This is a genomic window from Catenuloplanes nepalensis (genome assembly GCF_030811575.1).
GTDB classification, from domain to species: domain Bacteria; phylum Actinomycetota; class Actinomycetes; order Mycobacteriales; family Micromonosporaceae; genus Catenuloplanes; species Catenuloplanes nepalensis.
Window position 1 is genome coordinate 976,905 of the sequence record NZ_JAUSRA010000001.1, and the last position, 18,673, is coordinate 995,577.

The 18,673-nt window shown below is 72.7% G+C and carries 12 protein-coding genes; 5 read left to right on the forward strand and 7 right to left on the reverse strand.

The window, feature by feature from the left end:
• Positions 1-347 precede the first annotated feature (347 nt).
• On the reverse strand, positions 348-3,020 hold the full coding sequence (locus J2S43_RS04100; protein ID WP_306827206.1) for a fibronectin type III domain-containing protein: 2,673 nt from the start codon (positions 3,018-3,020) through the stop codon (positions 348-350).
• A gap of 262 nt (positions 3,021-3,282) precedes the next feature.
• The gene (locus J2S43_RS04105; RefSeq protein WP_306827207.1) at positions 3,283-4,722 is read right to left on the reverse strand and encodes a tetratricopeptide repeat protein; all 1,440 of its coding nucleotides are present in this window, start codon (positions 4,720-4,722) and stop codon (positions 3,283-3,285) included.
• Between the two features lie 128 nt (positions 4,723-4,850).
• Between J2S43_RS04105 and J2S43_RS04110 the strand changes: the two genes are divergently transcribed.
• The 3 genes from J2S43_RS04110 to J2S43_RS04120 all read left to right on the forward strand — a co-directional run bounded on the left by J2S43_RS04110 (position 4,851) and on the right by J2S43_RS04120 (position 9,669).
• On the forward strand, positions 4,851-6,440 hold the full coding sequence (locus tag J2S43_RS04110; RefSeq protein ID WP_306827208.1) for a methyl-accepting chemotaxis protein: 1,590 nt from the start codon (positions 4,851-4,853) through the stop codon (positions 6,438-6,440).
• A 72-nt stretch (positions 6,441-6,512) separates the two neighbouring features.
• Positions 6,513-8,120: an amidohydrolase gene (locus J2S43_RS04115; protein WP_306827209.1), complete on the forward strand. Its 1,608-nt coding sequence runs from the start codon at positions 6,513-6,515 to the stop codon at positions 8,118-8,120.
• A 355-nt stretch (positions 8,121-8,475) separates the two neighbouring features.
• Positions 8,476-9,669: a hypothetical protein gene (locus tag J2S43_RS04120; RefSeq protein WP_306827210.1), complete on the forward strand. Its 1,194-nt coding sequence runs from the start codon at positions 8,476-8,478 to the stop codon at positions 9,667-9,669.
• A 206-nt stretch (positions 9,670-9,875) separates the two neighbouring features.
• Here J2S43_RS04120 and J2S43_RS04125 read toward each other — a convergent pair whose 3' ends face one another.
• Positions 9,876-10,757, reverse strand: coding sequence for an SDR family NAD(P)-dependent oxidoreductase (locus tag J2S43_RS04125; protein ID WP_306827211.1), 882 nt, complete (start codon positions 10,755-10,757; stop codon positions 9,876-9,878).
• Positions 10,754-11,476 carry a dioxygenase family protein gene (locus tag J2S43_RS04130; RefSeq protein ID WP_306827212.1) on the reverse strand — a complete coding sequence of 241 codons (723 nt, stop codon included), beginning with the start codon at positions 11,474-11,476 and terminating at the stop codon, positions 10,754-10,756. Before J2S43_RS04130 ends, J2S43_RS04125 begins: the two co-directional genes overlap by 4 nt.
• Before the next feature lie 115 nt (positions 11,477-11,591).
• Here J2S43_RS04130 and J2S43_RS04135 point away from each other — a divergent pair, with 115 nt between their 5' ends.
• Together J2S43_RS04135 and J2S43_RS04140 are read left to right on the forward strand one after the other, a co-directional pair.
• The gene (locus J2S43_RS04135; protein WP_306827213.1) at positions 11,592-12,017 is read left to right on the forward strand and encodes a MarR family winged helix-turn-helix transcriptional regulator; all 426 of its coding nucleotides are present in this window, start codon (positions 11,592-11,594) and stop codon (positions 12,015-12,017) included.
• Between the two features lie 107 nt (positions 12,018-12,124).
• A complete protein-coding gene (locus J2S43_RS04140) occupies positions 12,125-12,796 on the forward strand; it encodes a hypothetical protein (protein ID WP_306827214.1) in 672 nt (223 codons plus the stop codon).
• A gap of 44 nt (positions 12,797-12,840) precedes the next feature.
• Here the strand turns inward: J2S43_RS04140 and J2S43_RS04145 are convergent, their stop codons facing one another.
• The 3 genes from J2S43_RS04145 to J2S43_RS04155 all read right to left on the reverse strand — a co-directional run bounded on the left by J2S43_RS04145 (position 12,841) and on the right by J2S43_RS04155 (position 18,668).
• Positions 12,841-15,684: a tetratricopeptide repeat protein gene (locus J2S43_RS04145; RefSeq protein ID WP_306827215.1), complete on the reverse strand. Its 2,844-nt coding sequence runs from the start codon at positions 15,682-15,684 to the stop codon at positions 12,841-12,843.
• Between the two features lie 73 nt (positions 15,685-15,757).
• Positions 15,758-17,533 carry an HSP90 family protein gene (locus J2S43_RS04150; RefSeq protein WP_306827216.1) on the reverse strand — a complete coding sequence of 592 codons (1,776 nt, stop codon included), beginning with the start codon at positions 17,531-17,533 and terminating at the stop codon, positions 15,758-15,760.
• A gap of 259 nt (positions 17,534-17,792) precedes the next feature.
• Entirely contained in the window at positions 17,793-18,668 is an 876-nt protein-coding gene (locus J2S43_RS04155; RefSeq protein ID WP_306827217.1) for a hypothetical protein, read from the reverse strand.
• Positions 18,669-18,673 lie beyond the last annotated feature (5 nt).

Sequence of the window (18,673 nt, forward strand, 5' to 3'; positions counted from 1 at the left end):
GCCGCCTCCGCGGTGCCGGTCTGCCCGTACTGGCCACCGCCGTACTGCCCGCGGTCGTACTGATCGCCGCGGTCGTACTGGTCGTACTGCCCGCCGGAGTGCTGGCCGGACGGCTGCCCGCCGGAGTGCTGACCGGATGGCTGCCCGCTGGGACCGCCGGACGTGACGGCGGGGAGCAGACCGGTCGGCGCCTCCGAGGACGACGGGTACGACGGGGCGGCGCCGTATTGGCCGCCCTGCTCGTAGCCGTCGTCGTAGGAGTTGCCGGCGTAGCCGTTGGTGTGCGGCGGTGCGGTCGTCATCGGGACGGGCTCATCTCGGTTGCGTTCCATCAATGTGCGGGCGGATCAGCAGTCTGGCAGTGGGCCGGTCGAGTTGATGCCGTAACCCTCAAGGTTGAACCAGGCGAACGAGATGTATCCCGTCCTACCGCCGTAGTTGACCTTGATCCAGATGTTCGTCGGGTCGACCTTGCCCTTGTTGTAGACGTACTGGCTGATGCTCTGACCGGTGTCCTTGCAGATCGCGGACAGCCGCTGGTTCTGGCTCGCCCGCCCCAGCAGTGTGCCCTTGTCCTGCGTCGTGGCCCAGACCTGGCGCCCGTTGTCCGCGTCGTTGCACCAGGTGTGCTGTTCCTTATCGGTCGCCGAGGTGTTGTTGTTGCAGACCGCGAGGCCGTAGACCGCGCTCGTGGTCTTGCTGCCGGTCGCCTTGTCGCTGCCGGCCGCGTTCGTCGCGGTGAGCGTGAAGCCGACCTCCGTGCTCGGCGGCAGGCCGGTCAGCGTGAGCGAGGCGCAGCCACCCTGGGCGGTCTTGCCGCCGCCGGTCAGCGTGCACGTCGCGGTGCCGCCGCCCGCGTCCACGGTCGCCTTCACGGTCAGCTCGGTCTGCGTCACGGACGATCCGGTCACTGTGACCTTCGGCGCCGCGACCGTGCGCGCGGTCGCGGAGGCCGGCTTGCCCTCACCCGCCTCGTTCACGGCCAGCACCTTGACGGTCACGTTGACGCCGTTGCCGAGACCGGTCAGCTTCGCCGACGTGCCACCGGCCGCGACCTCCGAGGTCTTGTCGCCGGCGGTCACCACGTATTTCGTGATCGGGCGCCCGTTCTCCGCCGGGGCCGTCCAGGTGACCGTGATCGCGCCGGCCTCGCCCGCGACCGTGGCCGCGTCCAGGCCCGCGGGCGCCTCCGGCACGGTGAACGGCACCACGGTCTCGCTCGGCGGGGACGCCTTGGACGAGCCGCCCCGCTCGTTGGTCGAGGTGACCGTGAACGCGTACTGCGTGCCGTACTCCAGTTCGCCGGCCGCGACGACCAGCTCGGTGCCGTCCGCCTGGCCGACCAGCGCGGTGGCGCCGGCCGCGATCGCGTTCACGGCGTACGACTTGATCGTCAGGCCCTGGCCGTTCGCCTCCGGCCAGGTGATCTTCACGGTGCCGTCCGGCTGCGCGGCCGCGGTGACCTTCTCCGGCGCGTCCGGCACCTCGGAGGTCGGGACCGCCGGGTTCGACTTCGCCTTCGGGCCCTCGCCCTCGCTGTTCACCGCGAACACCGTGAACTGGTAGGTCTCGCCGTTGGTCAGGCCGTCGACCTGCAAGGCGCGCTGGTCCGCGCCGACCTGCCAGGACTTGTCCGCGCCCTCCACCACGTATCTCGTGATGGGTGCGCCGTTCGACGCGGCCGGCTTCCAGCTCAGCCGGATCTGCGCGTTGCCGGCCGCGGCGGTCACCTGCTTGGGCGCGCCCGGCTTGCCGGCCTGCGGCTCCGCGGGCGGCGGCGGGGGCGGCGGCGCCTCCTTGGGCGGGTCGCCGCCGAGCACGTCGTTCGCATACTTGTCGACGGTCTTGACCTGGTGGCCGTCGTCGACGACCTGCGCGGCCGCGGAGTTCGGCGCGTTGATGAAGAGGTGGTTCTCGCGGACCTCGAGCTCCAGCTCGCCGTTCGCCCCCGCGACCGTGAACGTGCTGGTCCGCGCGCCGGAGCCGTCCAGCACGTGCACCACGCCGGTGCCCTCCTCCGGCACGTAGAACCGGCCCGCCCAGGCCACGGCCGGGCGCAGCGGCGCGCCGTCGCCCGGGACCGCGAACTCGGTGACCACGCCGGTGTCGGAGACGACGTAGACCTTGCGGTCCTCGCCGACGGTCACCGGGATCTGCGTGCCGGTGGTGCGCTCCGGCAGCATGCCGACGCCGGTCAGCGGCAGCGTCACCGGCAGCGGCTGCGCCTCGCCGCGGACCACGGTCAGCGTGTTCGTGGTGCGGTCCAGCACGCCGACCCCGTCGTCGAGCGCGGTCAGCGCCAGGTCGTGGCTGGGTGCGGCGACGCCGTGCGTGCGGATCAGCTTCGGCCCGCCCGCGCCCTGACCCCCGGACTCGGCGTCGGCCCGGTCGTTCTCCTCGTCGCCGATCGGGGCCGGGGTGATCGCGGAGACCGTGCCCTCGGACGGGACCGCGATCCAGAGCCGGCTCTCGCCGTCGAACGTGCCGCCCGCGATGCCCGGCGGGTAGCGCACCGGCTCGCCGACCGGCTCGAGCGTCTGCGGGTCGAGCTGGCGGACCTCGCCCTGCACGGAGTCGACGATGAACGCGGCCTCGGAGTCCAGCGCGACGGTGACGCCGACGCCGGCCGTGGTCTGCGCGGTCGCGATGGTCTGCAGCGACGTCAGGTCCAGCGAGCTGACCAGGCCGGTGTTCAGGTCGCGCATGAGCAGGAAGCGGTCGGTCTGGGTGACCTGCATCGGGTGGCCGGCCGCGCCCGCGACCGCGAACCGGGTGTCGACCCGGCCGGTCACGCCGTTGGCCCGGGCCAGCTCGCCCCTGGACTTGCTCCACAGCCAGGAGGCGGCGTCGAAGCTGGCCACCGCCTGATCCGCGGCGCCCAGCCCGAGCGCGGTCGCGGCCATGCCGGCGACCAGCGCCGCCACCGTGCCGATCGTGACCAGGCCGCCGGGCGTGCGCAGTCGTTTCCTGCGCCCCGGCGGCGGCTCGATGGTGCCCGGCGTCGCTTGGGTGGTGACCACAACTCTCCCCGTTACGCGTCGTCCACTGAGCCGTTCTCAACCTGGCCTGTGTGGCTGGCGGCACGGCACCCGGTCACGATCCGGATGCGCCAGGTTGAAAAAGCTCCCTGCCAATGCCTCACCCCGGGTAACGACACTGAAACCCACCGTGTATTGCCCGTGTGACCTGGGCTTGAGCTGACCGGGAGAGAGACGCGAGTCATCTTATGGGGTGCTCACCGTAAAAGCTGCCCCCGCGATGCGTGATCGGTCACGATCGGGGTCAGCCCGTGGGGCCGCCCGGCGTGTTCCGCGCGGTGCACCGCTGCTCCGACGCGGCCACCTGCGACGCGTCCGTGCCGTAGACCGCGACGACCGTGAAGCAGTAGTCGAGGTCCGGGTTCAGCCCGTTGATCTCGTAGCGGACGCGGCCCGGAGGCAGGTTCGCCATCGGCTTCAGCTCCTCGCCGGCCCGGCCGCCCGCGACGATGAACGACACCGTGCCGCTCGTCGGGTCGGTCCAGGTCAGCTCGATCGCCTCGCCGTCGTCGGTCAGCACGACGTCGGCCGGCGGCCGGCCCTCGACCTGCGGCCCGTTCGGCGCGGTGGTGGTGGCGGGCGTCGTGCCGGCCGTGCCGTCGTCGTCGCGGGTGGAGATCAGCACGGTGACCGAGACGACGGCCGCGATCACGGCGGCGATCGCGGCGACCGCGACCGAGATGGTCAGGCCCCGGTTCCTCCGGGGCCGCGCCCCAGAATCGAAGTGCTGCGGGGGTACGGGGTAGCCCTGCTGCTGCAACGGCGGCCCGGACTGCTGGTGCACCGGCGGACCGGGGTACTGCTGCTGCGTCGCCGGCGGGTACTGCGGGTACGGCTGCTGGTACGGCGGCGCCGAGGACTGCTGCGCCGGCGGCCCGGACTGCTGGAACGGCGGGACCGACTGCTGGTAGGGCGGCCCGCTCTGCTGGTAGGGCGGCGCCGAGGACTGGTGCGGGGACTGGAACGGCGGCCCGGACTGCTGATACGGCGGCGCCGAGGACTGGTGCATCGGCATGGTCGGCGGGTCCGGCAGCGCCGGCTGGACCACCGGCGTCGCGCCCAGCCGCGTGGTCGGCGGTTCCGGTGTCACCAGCGGCGTCGCGCCCAGCTGTGTCGTCGGCGGTTCCGGCGTCACCGGCGGCGTGGCCCGGTGCAACGGCATGGTGGGGGATTCCGGCGGCACCGGCGGCGTCGCGCCGAGCTGCGTGGTCGGCGGCTCCGCGCGTACCCCCGTGGCCTGGTTCTGTGGAAGCGGCGGAGCCGCGTCGCCCAGGTAGGCGCGCGCCCGCGCGATCATCGGATGATCCGGGCCGACCGTGCCCGGGCCGAGCCTCGCCACGCGAAGGTACGCCCGCTTCGCCTCGTGCCGGTTGCCCAACTCCTCCGCGGCCGCGCCGATCGCCGCGGACAGTGTCAGCATGCGCACGTCCTCGTCGCCGAGCCGCAGCTGGCCGTCCGCATACGCACTCTCCAGGGCCCGCCGTGCCGCGGCCGGATCGTCCGCCTGGGCGTGCAGCTCACCCAGCACCAGGGCCGCGTCGAGCACCTCGTCGTGGGACTTGCCCAGCGCCCGCCGCGCGTCCTCGAGGACCTCCTCGAGCATCGCGCGGCCGTTGACGAGGTCACCCGCGGCCTGAGCGGCCCGGGCGCGGTTGACGGCGGCGGTGAGTGGAGCGTGTGGCACGCGGCACATGCTTTCACAGACGCGGCGTGTCCACCTCGTCCGGACTCCTCACAATCCGCGATCAGAGGCCGATTGAGCTGGTGAGGTCTTGCCCAGGGGGACGTACGCGCAAGGGAGCGGTGTCGGATATGGGTTCGTGGCTGGGCGGTTTGCGGCTTCGCGTCAAGTTCGGTCTGGCGCTCGGCGTGGCGTTGCTCGCAGGCGCGTTGGTGGCGCTGGTCGGCCTGACCGGCCTGCGGGCCGCGAATCAGAACGCGGCCGCGATCTACGAGGAGAACCTGAAGCCGTCGCAGATGCTGGCGGCCGCGCAGGGTGCGTTCGACGACGAGATCTTCTCGCTCGCCCTGATGAACATCGCCGGCACGCCGGCCGCCTCCGAGCAGCAGCGGGACGCGGGGCTGGCCGCGGCGGACACGCTGGCGGAGGGCCTGGGGGAGTACGAGGCGCTGGGCCTGGACGCGGCACAGCAGGAGTACTTCGCGGCGGTCCAGGACGGGCTGACCGCGTTCGAGAAGGTCCGCGACGAGCAGCTCATCCCGGCCGCGCTGAGCGGCGACACCGCCGGGTACGAGCGTGCCTACACGGCCGTGACGCCGACGGTAGACGCGATCAACGCGGGCTTCGACGGCCTCGCCGCGTTCGAGGCGGACAGCGGCGCGCACGAGGCCGAGGCCAGCGCGGCCAGCTACCGCAGCGGCGTGAGCACGATGCTGGCCTGCTGGCTGATCGGCACGGCGCTGGCCGTGCTGCTCGGCGTGGTCGTGGTGCGCCGGATCACCGGCCCGCTCGCGGAGGTGTCCGGTGTGCTGGAGCGGATGGCCGACGGCGACCTGACCGGCCAGGTCGTGGTGCGCTCGCGGGACGAGACCGGCGTGATGGCCGGCGCGCTGAACCGGGCCGTCACCGGCATGCGCAGCACCGTCGAGTCGCTGACCGGCGCGTCGCACTCGCTGGCCGCGGCCGCGGAGCAGCTCTCCACGACCAGCAGCCAGATCGCCGGCAGCGCGGAGCAGGCCAGCGCGCAGGCCGTGGTGGTGTCGTCCGCGGCCGCGGAGGTGACCGGCAACGTGCAGACCATCTCGGCCGGCTCCGAGGAGATGGGCGCGTCGATCCGGGAGATCTCGGAGAACGCGAACCAGGCCGCGCAGGTGGCCGGCGCGGCGGTCACCCAGGCCGCGGAGACGAACCGGACCGTGGTGAAGCTCGGCGAGTCCAGCGCGGAGATCGGCAACGTGGTCAAGCTGATCACGTCGATCGCGGAGCAGACGAACCTGCTGGCGCTGAACGCCACGATCGAGGCGGCGCGGGCCGGCGAGGCGGGCAAGGGCTTCGCGGTGGTGGCGAGCGAGGTCAAGGACCTGGCGCAGGAGACCGCGCGGGCGACCGAGAGCATCAGCTCGCGGGTCGCGGCGACGCAGGCCGACACGGAGACCGTGATCACCGCGATCGGCGAGATCAGCGAGGTGATCGCGCGGATCAGCGACTACCAGACCACGATCGCGTCCGCGGTGGAGGAGCAGACCGCGACCACCAGCGAGATGAACCGCGGCGTGTCCGAGGCGGCGAGCGGGATCAGCGAGATCAACGCGGGGATCGAGGTGCTCGCCACGGCGGCGCGGCTGACCTCGGAGAGCGTGGGCGACTCGCAGCGCGCCTCCGAGGAGCTGGCGCGGATGTCCGGCGAGCTGCAGAGCCTGGTGGCGACGTTCCGGGTGTAGGGGGTGTGTGTGGCGGACGTCGCCTCGGCTCGGCGAGATCCGCCTGAACACGCCCTGAGGCATCATGCTGCCGTGACGCACGAGCTGGTCTTCACCAACGGGATGGTCTTCGCCGGCGGGCACGCGCGGCGTGCGGACGTGGCGGTCGACGGCGAGCGGATCAGCGCGGTCGGCGACGGGCTGACCGGCCGGCAGACCGTCGACCTGGACGGTGGCCTGCTGGTCCCCGGCTTCCAGGACGCGCACGTGCACCCGATCGCCGCCGGTGTCCAACTGCTGCGCTGCGACCTGACCTCGACGGGGACCGCGGACGAATACCTCAGAACCATCCGCGGGTACGCCGTGGAGCACCCGGATCTCGACTGGATCATCGGCGGTGGCTGGTCGATGGAGGCGTTCCCGGGCGGCACGCCGAGCCGGCGGGCGCTGGACGCGATCGTCCCGGACCGGCCGGTCTACCTGCCGAACCGCGACTCGCACGGCGCCTGGGTGAACACCCGCGCGCTGGAGCTGGCCGGGATCGGACCGTCCACGCCGGACCCGGCCGACGGCCGGATCGAGCGAGAACCGGACGGCCACCCGTCCGGCACGCTGCACGAGGGCGCGGCCGGCCTGGTCGGGCGGCACGTCCCGGCGGCCACGGACGCGGAACTGGACGCCGGGCTGCGCGCGGCCCAGGACCTGCTCTTCTCGGTCGGCGTGACCGGCTGGCAGGACGCGTGGGTCGGCCCCGGCCTGCACGGGCACCGCGATCTGCTGCCGGTCTATCTGCGCGCGGCGTCCTCGGGCGCGCTGATCGCGCGGGTCAGCGGCGCGCTCTGGTGGGAGCGGGACCGCGGCCTGGACCAGCTGGCCGAGCTGCGCGAACGCCGCGCCACGACCGGCCGGTTCACCGCACGCACCGTCAAGATCATGCAGGACGGCGTGGCGGAGAACTTCACGGCCGCGATGACCGTGCCCTACCGGGACGCGTGCGGCGGCGCGACCGGCAACGCCGGGCTGAGCTTCGTCGAACCGGAGCTGCTCAAGGCGTACGTGACGCGGCTGGACGCGGAGGGCTTCCAGGTGCATCTGCACGCGCTCGGCGACCGGGCGGTCCGCGAGGCGCTGGACGCGATCGAGGCGGCGCGCGCGGTCAACGGGCCGCGCGGCAACCGGCACCAACTGGCGCACCTGCAGGTCGTACACCCGGATGATTTTGATCGTTTCGCGGCGCTGGACGTGACCGCGAACGTGCAGGCGCTCTGGGCGTGCCACGAGCCGCAGATGGACGAGTTGACCATCCCGTTCCTGGACCCGGTGCTGGCCGCGCGGCAGTATCCGTTCGCCGGCCTGCGCGACGCCGGTGCGCGGCTGGCGGCCGGAAGCGACTGGATGGTCAGCAGCCCGGACCCGATGCTGGCCGCGCACGTGGCGGTGAACCGGACCGCGCCGGGCGGGCCGGTGGACCGCCCGTTCCTGCCGCATCAGGCGCTCACGCTGGGTGAGTTCCTGGCCGCGTACACGGAGGGCAGTGCGTTCGTGTGTCATCGTGACTCCACCGGGCGGATCGCTCCGGGTCTGCTCGCGGATCTGGCCGTGCTGGACCGGGACCCGTTCGCGCGGCCGGCCTCGGAGATCGAGTCGACCCGCGTGCGCCGTACGTACGTGGGTGGCGAGCTGGTGTTCACCGCGGACTGAAGTATCACCGATATGGATGAATCGGCTGTTCGGAATCGATGGCCGGCGGGTAGGGTCGATCGAGCGCCATGTCCGCGCGAATTCACAGAAATTTTCCCGGGTGCGTTGAACCGCGCCGGATCCCCCGAATGGATTAACCCCTCGGTCCGCTATCGGGAACATAAATCTTCTTAAAGATCGACTGTGGGTTCCCATTGGTTTTCAAGGTCGCTTGACGCTGCCCGGAAACGACTCCTAACTTGCTCAAAGGGATCTTTGAGGATCGCTCGGATACTGCAGGATCTGCAGGTCAGCGACGGTTTGGGGATGGTGCACAATGCGCAGGTCGGCGCGCGGGGCAGGAATCGGCGTTGCGTTGCGGCGCAGAAAATGGATCGTTGCCGCGGTTGCCGCGGTCGCGGTTCTCGGAGCTGGTCTCACGGTCACCACGTTCGCCAACGCGGGCACCTGGAATCCGCGGAAACCGCGCCCGGTCTCGCAGAACTGCGGCAAGGCGGCACCGGACGGCCGCGCGCCGGGCGGAGCGGACACGACCACGACCCGGCAGAACGGCCGGACGGTCCGCAACCACTGGGGTGACGGCCAGGTCCCGGCCTGCCCGGCCAGCCCGGCGCCGGTCTCGTCGAACACGATCAGCTGCCCGTCCGTGGCGGACGAACTCGGCACCGTGCCGGCGCGGGCCAAGGCCGAGGTCGACCGCAACCTCGCGCTGCTGCAGACCCAGATCGACGAGGCGAACAAGCGCCTCAAGGACACGCAGGGTCAGGGCGGCCCGAACTTCGTCGACAACGCGATCCTCGGCCCGCTGAAGAGCAAGCGGATCGCCACCATCGACCGGATCGCGATCGCGATCGGCCGGGTGGCGCAGAAGCCGGCCGGCCTCGAGGTGCTGGCCGACTGCACGCTGGTGACCACCGGCATCACGCCGACTCCGGTCGCGACCGGCAACAACGGCAACGGCGACAACAACGGCAACGGCCAGCCCGGCAACGGCAGCAACGGCCTGGACATCCTCGGCGACTCCTGCGAGTCCTCCGGCCTGCAGCCGCACACCGGCTTCCAGGAGGGCAACCGCTGCGTGGACACCGAGTTCGGCGAGGTCGGCGCGGCCGCGAACAACCCGTCGCTGCTGATCACCCGGTCGCCGGAGCGGGTCCGGGTCGGCCAGCAGTTCCAGCTGCGGGTCAGCACGCGCAACCTGGTCCGCGACCGGTTCCTCGGCGCCGCGGCCGGCGGCTACTACCTGGAGAGCTCGTTCCTGACGAACGAGGGCCTGGTCCGCGGCCACTTCCACACCGCGTGCCGGATGCTGCCGAACACCGACGAGGCACCGGACCCGGCACCGGCGCCCGCGTTCTTCGTCGCCACCGAGGACGGCGCGGGCGGCCGCAAGGCCGACACGGTCACGATCAACGTCACCGGCCTGCCGCAGACCGGCACCGCCCAGTGCGCGGTCTGGGCCGGCGACGGCTCGCACCGCATCCCGATGATGGAGCGCGCCAACCAGACCCCGGCCCTCGACGTCATCCGCATCCGCGTCACCCGCTAGAAGCGTTGTCCGGTACCGTCCGCCGGGTGTCTCGTCCGTGATCGGGGCGTCCCCAAGTTGTTGGAACAGCATCGGGGACGCCCCGATCACGGGTTCGGCGCCGGCGGACGGCCGGTTTCTGAGGCGGCGCCACCCCGGATGGGGTGGCGCCGCTGTCGTCGGGCCGGGTGGCGCCGCTGTCGTCGGGCCGGGTGGCGCCGCTGTCGTCAGGCCGAGATGGGTGCGATGCCGAGGGCGCGCGCGGTGCGCTCGTACACCTCCGTGGTCAGGGCCGCGTCGCGGGTGACCGCCGGTGGCGTCGCGGGGCGGCCCTTGACGAGCAGGCCACCGCTCGGCACCGGTGGCGTCGCGGCGGTGGCGAGCAGGACCGGACCGTGCGCGGCCTTCTCCGGTGACGCCGCGAAGAGGCCGCCGACGGCCGCGATCGCCTTGAGCGGGCCGCCCGCCTTGGCGTGGAACCCGGTCCGCAGGACGCCGGGGTTCGCGCTGTGGACCCGCATCCCGGCCGGGAGCCGGGCCGCGAGCGCGGCCGTCGCCAGCAGGCCGATCAGCTTCGCCGTGCCGTACACGGTCAGCTGGGAGAACCGGTCGTGCCACCCGGTGCCGGTGACGTCCGGGTCGCCGGTGTCGAGCCGTGCCCGGGAGACCAGGTCGCTGGAGACGGCGATGATGCGGGCGTCCGCGGCGAACAGGCCGCTCGCCAGGAGCAGGTGGGTCAGCCGGAACGGCGCGAGGTGGTTCAGCGCGTGCGTACGCTCCGCGCCGTCCGCGGTGGTCGCGTAGTCCGGGAAGGCCGCGCCGGCGTTGTTGATCAGGACGTCGACGCGCGGCACGGTGCCCCGCAGCCGCTCGCCGAGCGCGTCGACGTCATCGCGGCGGAGCAGGTCGGCGTGCAGCGCGTGGACCACCCCGCCGCCGGCCCGGTCCTGGAGGGACCGCCGGGTCGCCTCGGCGCCGCGGGCGTCCCGGGTGACGGCGACGACGTCGAGTCCGGCCGCCAGCAGCCGCTGTGCCGTGGCCTGTCCCAGGCCGCCCGCGGCACCGGTGACGACGGCGATTCGTCGATCCGCCGGCATGTTCCCCGTCACCGCCGGACCTGAAGGGTGATGCCGGCGAGGTAACCGTCATCGGTGGGCTGGACGTCCGGCCAGCTGCCGGGCGAGCCGCCGGCCATCCGGATCTCGATGTCGTGCGCGTTGGTGTACGGCCCCGGACCCCGCCGGTCGTACGGCGGTGACGCCTGCACGTGCGCGACGACCTCGTCCGGGAAGTACAGTTCGGTGCCCAGCAGCGCCTTCCCGGCGAGGCTCACGCGGACGTGGATGTGCAGGGTGCGCGGCGTGTACCAGCCAGGCACGATGGTCTGGAACTCGACGGCCCCGTCGTCACCGGCGGTCTGCCGGCCGCGCAGGAACATCGCCCCGTCCGTCGGCCGGAACCGCCGCAACGTCAGCGAGACCAGCGCGGGGAACCGGTCGGCGCCGTACCGCTGATAGCCGGAGTAGATGCCGTCGGCGTCGCAGTGCCAGATCTCCACGGTCGCGCCGGCCACCGGCGCCGACGTGCCGGCCTCCACGATGCGCAGGCGCAGGCGGAGTGGCACGCCCGCACGGTCCTCGCGGACGTCGCGCCGCTCCGGTGACCCGGCCACGTAGTAGGGCCCGTTGCCCTGGTTCGCGGTGACCCGCTCCGGCGGGACGACGGCCGCGCGGCGGATGCGCTCGCGGTTGTCGATCAGGCCCAGCACCGTGGTCAGCACGCGGCGGCGCACCCGGTCGCGCACGGTCCGCGGTTGCCTTGCGGTCACGTTCATCAACGGCCTCTCGGTCGGAACGGCAATGCTTGGAGTGTCCAAGCATTGCTATCCTGACCCGGAAAGCTTGGATTAGTCAAGCATTGGGTTCTCCAAGTATCTTGGCGGGATGGACGAGTCGATGACCTATCAGCTGCTGCGGCTCGTGCACGCGATGGACGGCGCGACCAACGCGACCATCCAGGACGTGCTGGCCGAGCTCGGCATCACCCACGCGCTGGCCGACGCACTGTGGCAGCTCGACCCGGACGGGCCGGCCCCCACCATGCGCCGGATGGCGGCCGCGCTGCGCTGCGACCCGTCGACGGTCACCTTCCTCGCCGACCGTCTCGAACAGCTGGGGTACGTCACCCGCGTCCCGGCGCCGCACGACCGTCGCGCCAAGGCGTTGCACCTCACCGCGCCGGGTCGCGAGGCCCGGCGCCGGCTGGTCCAGGCCGCCACCACCCGCACGCCGATCGCCGGGCTGACCCCGACCGAGCAGCTCCGGCTGCACCACCTGCTGACGAAGGCGATGACCAGCTCTCCGGAGTGACGTCCGGGCCCGGGCCACCCCCACAAAAAGGGACGTTGACCGGCAGCGTGACATCTGCCGACAGTGGATGGTGCCGAGTAGCGCTACGGATGTTAAGGAGGCACCGGATGGCCGACTCCTCCGGCGGACCGCTTCCCGAGGTCGGGAGCCTGGACGCACCGGCGGCGAACGTCGACCCGCCCACCCTCACGGTCAGCGAGACCTGGACCGACGACACGGAGGGCCGCTGGCAGTCCGGCCCGGACATCACGGTCGAGAAGCCGGACACCGGCGACAAGGACCAGGAACCGCTGGTCGACAACACGCCCCACGTCCAGCAGTTCAGCATCAACACCGGCAACGTGGTCGACACGGTCAAGCTCGCCATCGGCGACCTGAAGACCGCGGTCGCGGCCTACAACACCCACAAGGCGTACGTGAAGGACAACCTCTGGTTCTTCTCGGTGCAGACCAAGGAGGACATCGGCCCGGACGGTGACCAGTTCACCGACATGACCGAGGACGAGTACTTCGACTTCAGCACGGGCATGTACTGGAACTGGGGCAACGAGAGCAACAACTACGCCGGGCCGAGCCGGGAGATGGTCGAGCAGCTGGAGACATACCAGAACCGGCTCATCGCGTCCGCCGCCGACGTCATCACGCTGGTCAGCCAGTTCACGCTGGCCGTGGACGGCGCCGCGCAGGCCTACGCCCAGATCGACTACAGCAGCCAGTTCCCGGACCCGCCGGTCATCACCGAGGTCACCATGGACAACAACACCGGCAACATCTCCTGAAGCGGGCCCGGGATCGCACCGGCGGCGCGATCCCGGTGGCCCGGTCAGTCGCGGCCGGTGATGCCGTACCGCGTGCGGAGCTCGGCCGCCTCCTCCTTGCGGTCCAGTGCGTCCAGGACCTCGGCCAGCAGCGCGGCCGGGAGCTGGGAGGCGGCCGGGTCGGCGTCGGAGGGGCGTTCGTCGAGGACCTCGCGGAGGACGGGCTCGGCCGCGGCCGGGTCGCCGGAGCGGAACAGTGCCTCGGCGTACATGCCGGCCAGGTTGTCGGCCTCCTGAAGCGCGCCGATCTCGCGGAGCGGGGCGGCGGCGCCGGCGACGTAGGGGATCGCGTCGGCGTAGCGGCCGCGGGACATCAGGACCCGGCCGGCCTCCCAGCCGAGCATGTGCCGCTCCCAGATGACCTGCGGATGACCGTCCGCCTCGGCGGGCAGCTCGGCGTCGCGCTCGCGGGCCAGCGTGACGGTGTCGACCGCCTCCTCGGGCTCGTCCGCGAAGTGCAGCGCGGCGACGCGGCGGCGCAGCACGCGCAACTCGGCCAGCAGGTCGCCGGCCTCGTGGAAGTCGTCCGCGGCCTCGCCGAAGCGCTCGGCGGCCTCCTCGTCACGGTCGGAACGGTAGAGCGTCTCCGCCGCATACTCCCGGATCTGGCCGCGGCCGGCGTGGTTCGCGAGCTCCGTCATCCGCTCGATCAGCGCCTCGTAGTGCACCAGCGCGATCTTGTCCTCGCCGAGCTGCCGGTACGTGTTCGCCAGCAGCAGCTGCGCGTCGTCGGCGCGGCCGTCGTCGCCCAGCCGGCGCAGCTCGGACAGCGCCTCCTCGGCGACCTCGGCCGACTCGGTGAGCCGGCCGGCCGCCTGGTAGGCCTCGGCCAGGTCGCGCCGGACCGCCGCGGCGGCCGGCGGCATGTCCCGCTCGGTCAGCAGCGCCACCACCTCGATCAGCTCCGGCACCGCCTCGGCCGGACGCTCCAGCCGCATCAGCGCGTTCGCCCGGCCGAGCCGCCCGTTGATCACCGTGTCCGGGTCGCCGAGCGACAGCACCTCGTCGAAGAGCGCCAGCGCGGACTCCGGCTCGATCGACAGCTGCCCGGCCAGCAGCAGTGCGCCGGCCAGCTGGTCGTCCGGGCCGTGCTCGCGGTAGAAGATCAGCGCCCGGCCGATCGCCTCCGCGGCCTCCTCGTGCCGGTGCCCGCCCGCCGCGATCTGCGCGCGGCGCACCGCGTAGCGCGCGTGCATGCGCGGGTCGTCCACGTCGGCCAGCGCGGCGTCCGCGCGCTCCTGCGCGGTGGCCGCGGCGTCCGGGGCGCCGGTGGTCATGTGCCGCATCGCCAGCCGGGACCAGGCGCTCGCCACCTCGCGCGGCGTGCCGCCGTGCTCCTCCCGGTAGGCGACCTCACGCTCGACCGCGGCCGCGCCGGACTCGTCGCCGAGCAGCAGCCGGGCCACGCCGGCCCGGCTGGCCAGCGCGACGGCCTGGCCGTCGTCGCCGGCCTCCGCGTACAGCTCGGCTGCACGGCTCCAGGCGCCGACCGCGGACTCGCCGTCGCGCGCACCCCAGTGCTGGCCGCCGCGCAGCTCCTCGCGCTTCGCGGCGAGCGCGGGGCCGAGCGCGGCCGGGTCCGGGAAGCGCGCGTCGAAGGACTCCAGGATCGGGCCGCCGTCGAGGTCCGCGTCCTCCGCCTCCTCGGCCAGCGCGAGCAGCTGCTCCGCGCTCGCCTCGGCCGGCACCTCGGGCGCGGGCACCGCCGGGCGCTGCGGCACCGGCGGGACCGGTGCGGCGGCTCGTGCCGCGGGGGAGAGCGGCAGCACCACGTCGAACGGCTCGGCCGCCAGCAGGTCCTCGACCCGGCGGGACTGCCGGGTGGTGCCGTTGCGGGCATCGAACCGGGCCGCGATCGCGCGTGCCTGGGCGGCCAGCTCGTCCGCGAGCGCCGCGACCGTGGTGTCGTCCCGCTCGGCGCGGCGGATCGCGGTGCCGCCGTGGCCGAGCGCGGTGGCACGGTGCAGCAGCAGCGCGGACGCGGACGCGAACGACATGGCCGAGGCCGGCGACGGCGCGCGGTCCAGCCAGTCGATGTGCCGCTGCAGGATCTCCAGCCCGCGGTGCTCGTTGCCGGTGCGCGCGCAGAACTCGATGTGGTCGCCGATGTCGCCGAGGTCCGCGAGGCTTCCCCGGACCAGCCCGTACGCCCGGCGGTGCGCGTCGACCGCGGCGTCCAGGCGGCCGGTCCGCACGTACGGCACCATCAGCGCGGCCAGCATGTTCTGCGGCTGCTCGGTGCAGGTCAGGCGGCCGGCCAGCACCGGCTCGGCCAGCGCCACGACCTCCTCGTCCCGCTTCTGCTCCGCGAGGTAGCGCGCCTTGCCGGTCGGGTCGCAGCCCTCGCAGTCGGACAGCTCGTCGCGCGGCGCGGTCTGCCACCGCTCGTACCACTCCGCGGTCGCGGCGGCGTCGCCGACGTGCCGGGCCAGCACGTAGCGGTACTTGTAGACGGCCTGGAGGCTGTGCCCGCTGTCGCGGTAGCGGCGCTCCATGTCGTCCAGCACCGCTTGGGCGCGGTCGAGCGGCACCTCGGGGAAACCGGTCATCTGACTGACCATGGTCTTGAAGTACCACAGGAGCGTGTGCGTCCAGTTCCCGTGGTACGGCGCGGGCTCGGCGTCGAACTCGGCCAGGCACCAGGAGAACGTGACGAACGCCTTCGCCGGCTCGCCGCCGTAGACATAGGACTGGGTGGCGTGGATGCGCGAGACGAACCGCAGCTCCGGGTCACCGGCCGTGTCAGCGTGCCGGATCACCTGCTCGGTCAGCGCGATGCGCGCGGCGCCGTAGGGCATGTCGCCGGCCTGCGCGAGCAGGCCCCACAACTCCTGTGCCGAGGGGGTCATGCCGGACTCCCTTCTACGTCGCGGTGTCGTCGTGGCCGGCGCTGAGCCGATGATTCGCCAGCGAGCAGCTCGCTCATTCCGGATCCCCCGATCCCGGTACGGCCCGGCCGAGCAGGCCGAGGAAGGACGTGTTGAGCAGTGCCGCGTCGGCCGGCCGGATCGGGTGGTAGCCGAGGAGCAGCGCCTGACCGTACAACGATTCGACCGCGAGCGCGGTCAGCTCCGGATCGCCGAGCGCGGTGATCCGCCGGACCAGCGGGTTGCGGTGGTTGAGCACCAGCTGCGGCCGGTCCGGCGGCGCGGCGCTGGACAGCGCGTCCAGCACGCCGCCCCACAGCTCGTCAGCCTTCTCCCGGGTCGCGGTGAACTCGCCGTGGAACGCGGCGGCCCGGCTCACGAGGTAGAGACTCGGCAGCGACGCGGGCTCGAACGCGCGCACCACCACCTCGCAGCCGAGCCGGTCCAGCCGGCGCTGCGCCACGGTCAGGAACGGGCGCAGCCGCAGCTCGGTCTCCCGGTCGACGGCGTCGAACGAGGTGGTCAGGTCGGTCGGCTCCAGCCGCTCCACCCGGATCTCCGCGTCCAGCGCGGGCAGCCGCTCGATGATGTCGGCGTCGTAGGTGTAACCACCGTTGACCACGCCCACGTCCTGCGCCGCCGCCACGGCCGCGAGCTGCCGGAACTCGTCCAGCGTCGCCGCGTAGCGGACGACACCGTGCCGGGCGCGGAACTCGGCGAGCGTGGACCGGCCCATGTTCGTCTCCATCGGCCACCACTGCTCGACCAGGCGCAACATCTCCGTGTCGTGCAGCGCCAGCGCCTTCACGCCCAGGTGGTGGATGGAGAGGAACTCGGCGAGCCGGCGCGGGTCGGTGCTGGACAGCCGCACCAGCCAGCCGCGCAGCTGGTCCGCGATCGCCTCGCGGGCCGCGGACAGCAGGCCGTCCTCGTAGAGCGCCTCGCGGCTCGCGGTCGGGCGCAGCTCGGTGGAGTCGACCACGCAGCGGGCGAAGAACGCCCACTCCGGCAGCAGGCCCTCGACGGCCTCGGCCAGCAGCATGCGCTTCAGGTAGACCCGGTGGCCGCCGCGGACGGCCGGATTGATCGGCGTGGGCAGCACGAACGCGGCGCCGGACAGGCCGGCCTCCGGCACGTTCAGCTCGATCACGTCGAACGGGGTGAAGCCGAGGACACTCTCCGCGTACCCCAGCAGGCTCTGGTGTCTGTTCTTCTCGAGCTGCCACGGCGGCGTGCCGAGCGTGGTGCGCTCACCGTCCACCGTCACCTCGATCGGCAGCATCGAGCCGTAGAGCGCGGCCAGCCGCGTCACCTCCGGCCCGGTCAGCCAGGACTCGGCGCCGCGCCGCGGGATCAGCGTGACCGACGTGCCGGGCTCGCGCTCCGGGCCGGGCTTCACCTGGTAACGCCCGTCGGAGAAACCGGTCCAGACGACCGGCGGGGCGTCGCCGCGGCGGGTGTGCACCCGGATCTCGTCCGCGACCAGGAAGCAGGAGAGCAGCCCGATGCCGAACTGGCCGAGAAACTCGTGCCGGGCGAAGCCGAGATCGTCGCGTTTGGAGCTGCGGCCGATCGTGGCCAGCAGCTCGTGCACCTGCGCCTCGGTCAGCCCGATGCCGTTGTCGCTGATCCGCAGCGTGCCGTCGCCGGTCGCGTCCGCGGACTCGATCGCGACCCGGCCGGCCAGCTCCGGCTCGGTGTGCCGGACCGCGGTGATCGCATCGACCGCGTTCTGCAGCAGCTCCCGCACATAAACCTGTGGGCTGCCGTAGAGATGGTGGCTGAGCAGGTCGACGATGCCCCGCAGATCCACTTGGAAGGTATTGCTCACGGATGACTCCCCCATGGTCCGACAGGCGCACAAGATACAGGGCTGGTACGACATCGGGGGCCCGGGTGCGCGCATGTGCGCGGAAAGCAGCCGGAGCGGGTCAGCCGAACGGCGGGGCAGCCCGGCCATTGGAACGACCGACCACAAGACCTTCTGGATATACCCGCTTCCGGCGGGGTCGATTTCCGCATGCTCCCGTGGGCACCGGTCGTCGCCGGCGCTCCTCCCTGTCTGTCCCGAGGGTGGTCGCGTCAGATCCTCAAGGCGTAAGCATTCCGTCGAGCTCGAGGATGAGGGCGTCGGGTGCGGTGCCCTCGGTGAGTTGCCGCCAGCGGTGCCGGCCGAAGCGCCAGGTCGCCGCGATCGCGCCGGTGATCGCGGCCGGGTCCGCCGTGGGAGCGAGGGCGTGCAGCGCGGCGACGGCGGTGGGTGGCAGGTCGGTCTCGGCCGCCCGGGAGGGGGTGAGCCAGTGCTGGGTGCGGCGTTCGGCGAGACGGGTCATCCAGAGCAGGTGCCGGTGGGCATGGGCCAGCGCGTCGATCGCGCGCAGCAGCTCGCCGCGGCGCGACACGTGGTGCGCGAGCACCAGCCAGTTCGCGAACCGGCCGCACAGCTCCGCGATCTCGTCCGGCGTGGCCGGCGGCGCGGGCTCGGCCGGCAGCGACTCCAGCGCGCGGCGCAGCGCGCCGGTGCGGTCCAGCACGATCATGCGGTCCACCGGCGCGCCGCGCGCGGGCCAGGTCGCGACGGACCCGATCTCCGCCGCGGTGGCCAGGTGGAACTCGCCGCGCACCAGACCGGGGAAGAAGACCACGTGCGCGCCGAACTCGTTGCGCACCACGTGCAGGATCGGGCCGAGGTCCCCCAGCCAGGCCCGCGCGTCCGGCACCGGCACCGCGAAGAACAGCCAGAACTCGACGTCGCTGTGGGCGTCGCCCGCGCCGGCCGCGAACGAGCCGTAGGTGAGCGCGGCGGCGAGCCGCGAATCCGCGGCGCAGACCTCACGGACGCGAGCGATCAGCCGCTCCTGCGGCAGCACCCCCTCGACCGGCTGATCATTCCCGTCGTCCGGCGGGAGGGCATTCCCGCCGGACGGCGGCTCGTCGGGCACGCCGTCGGACGGCCGGGTAGCCACCGTGA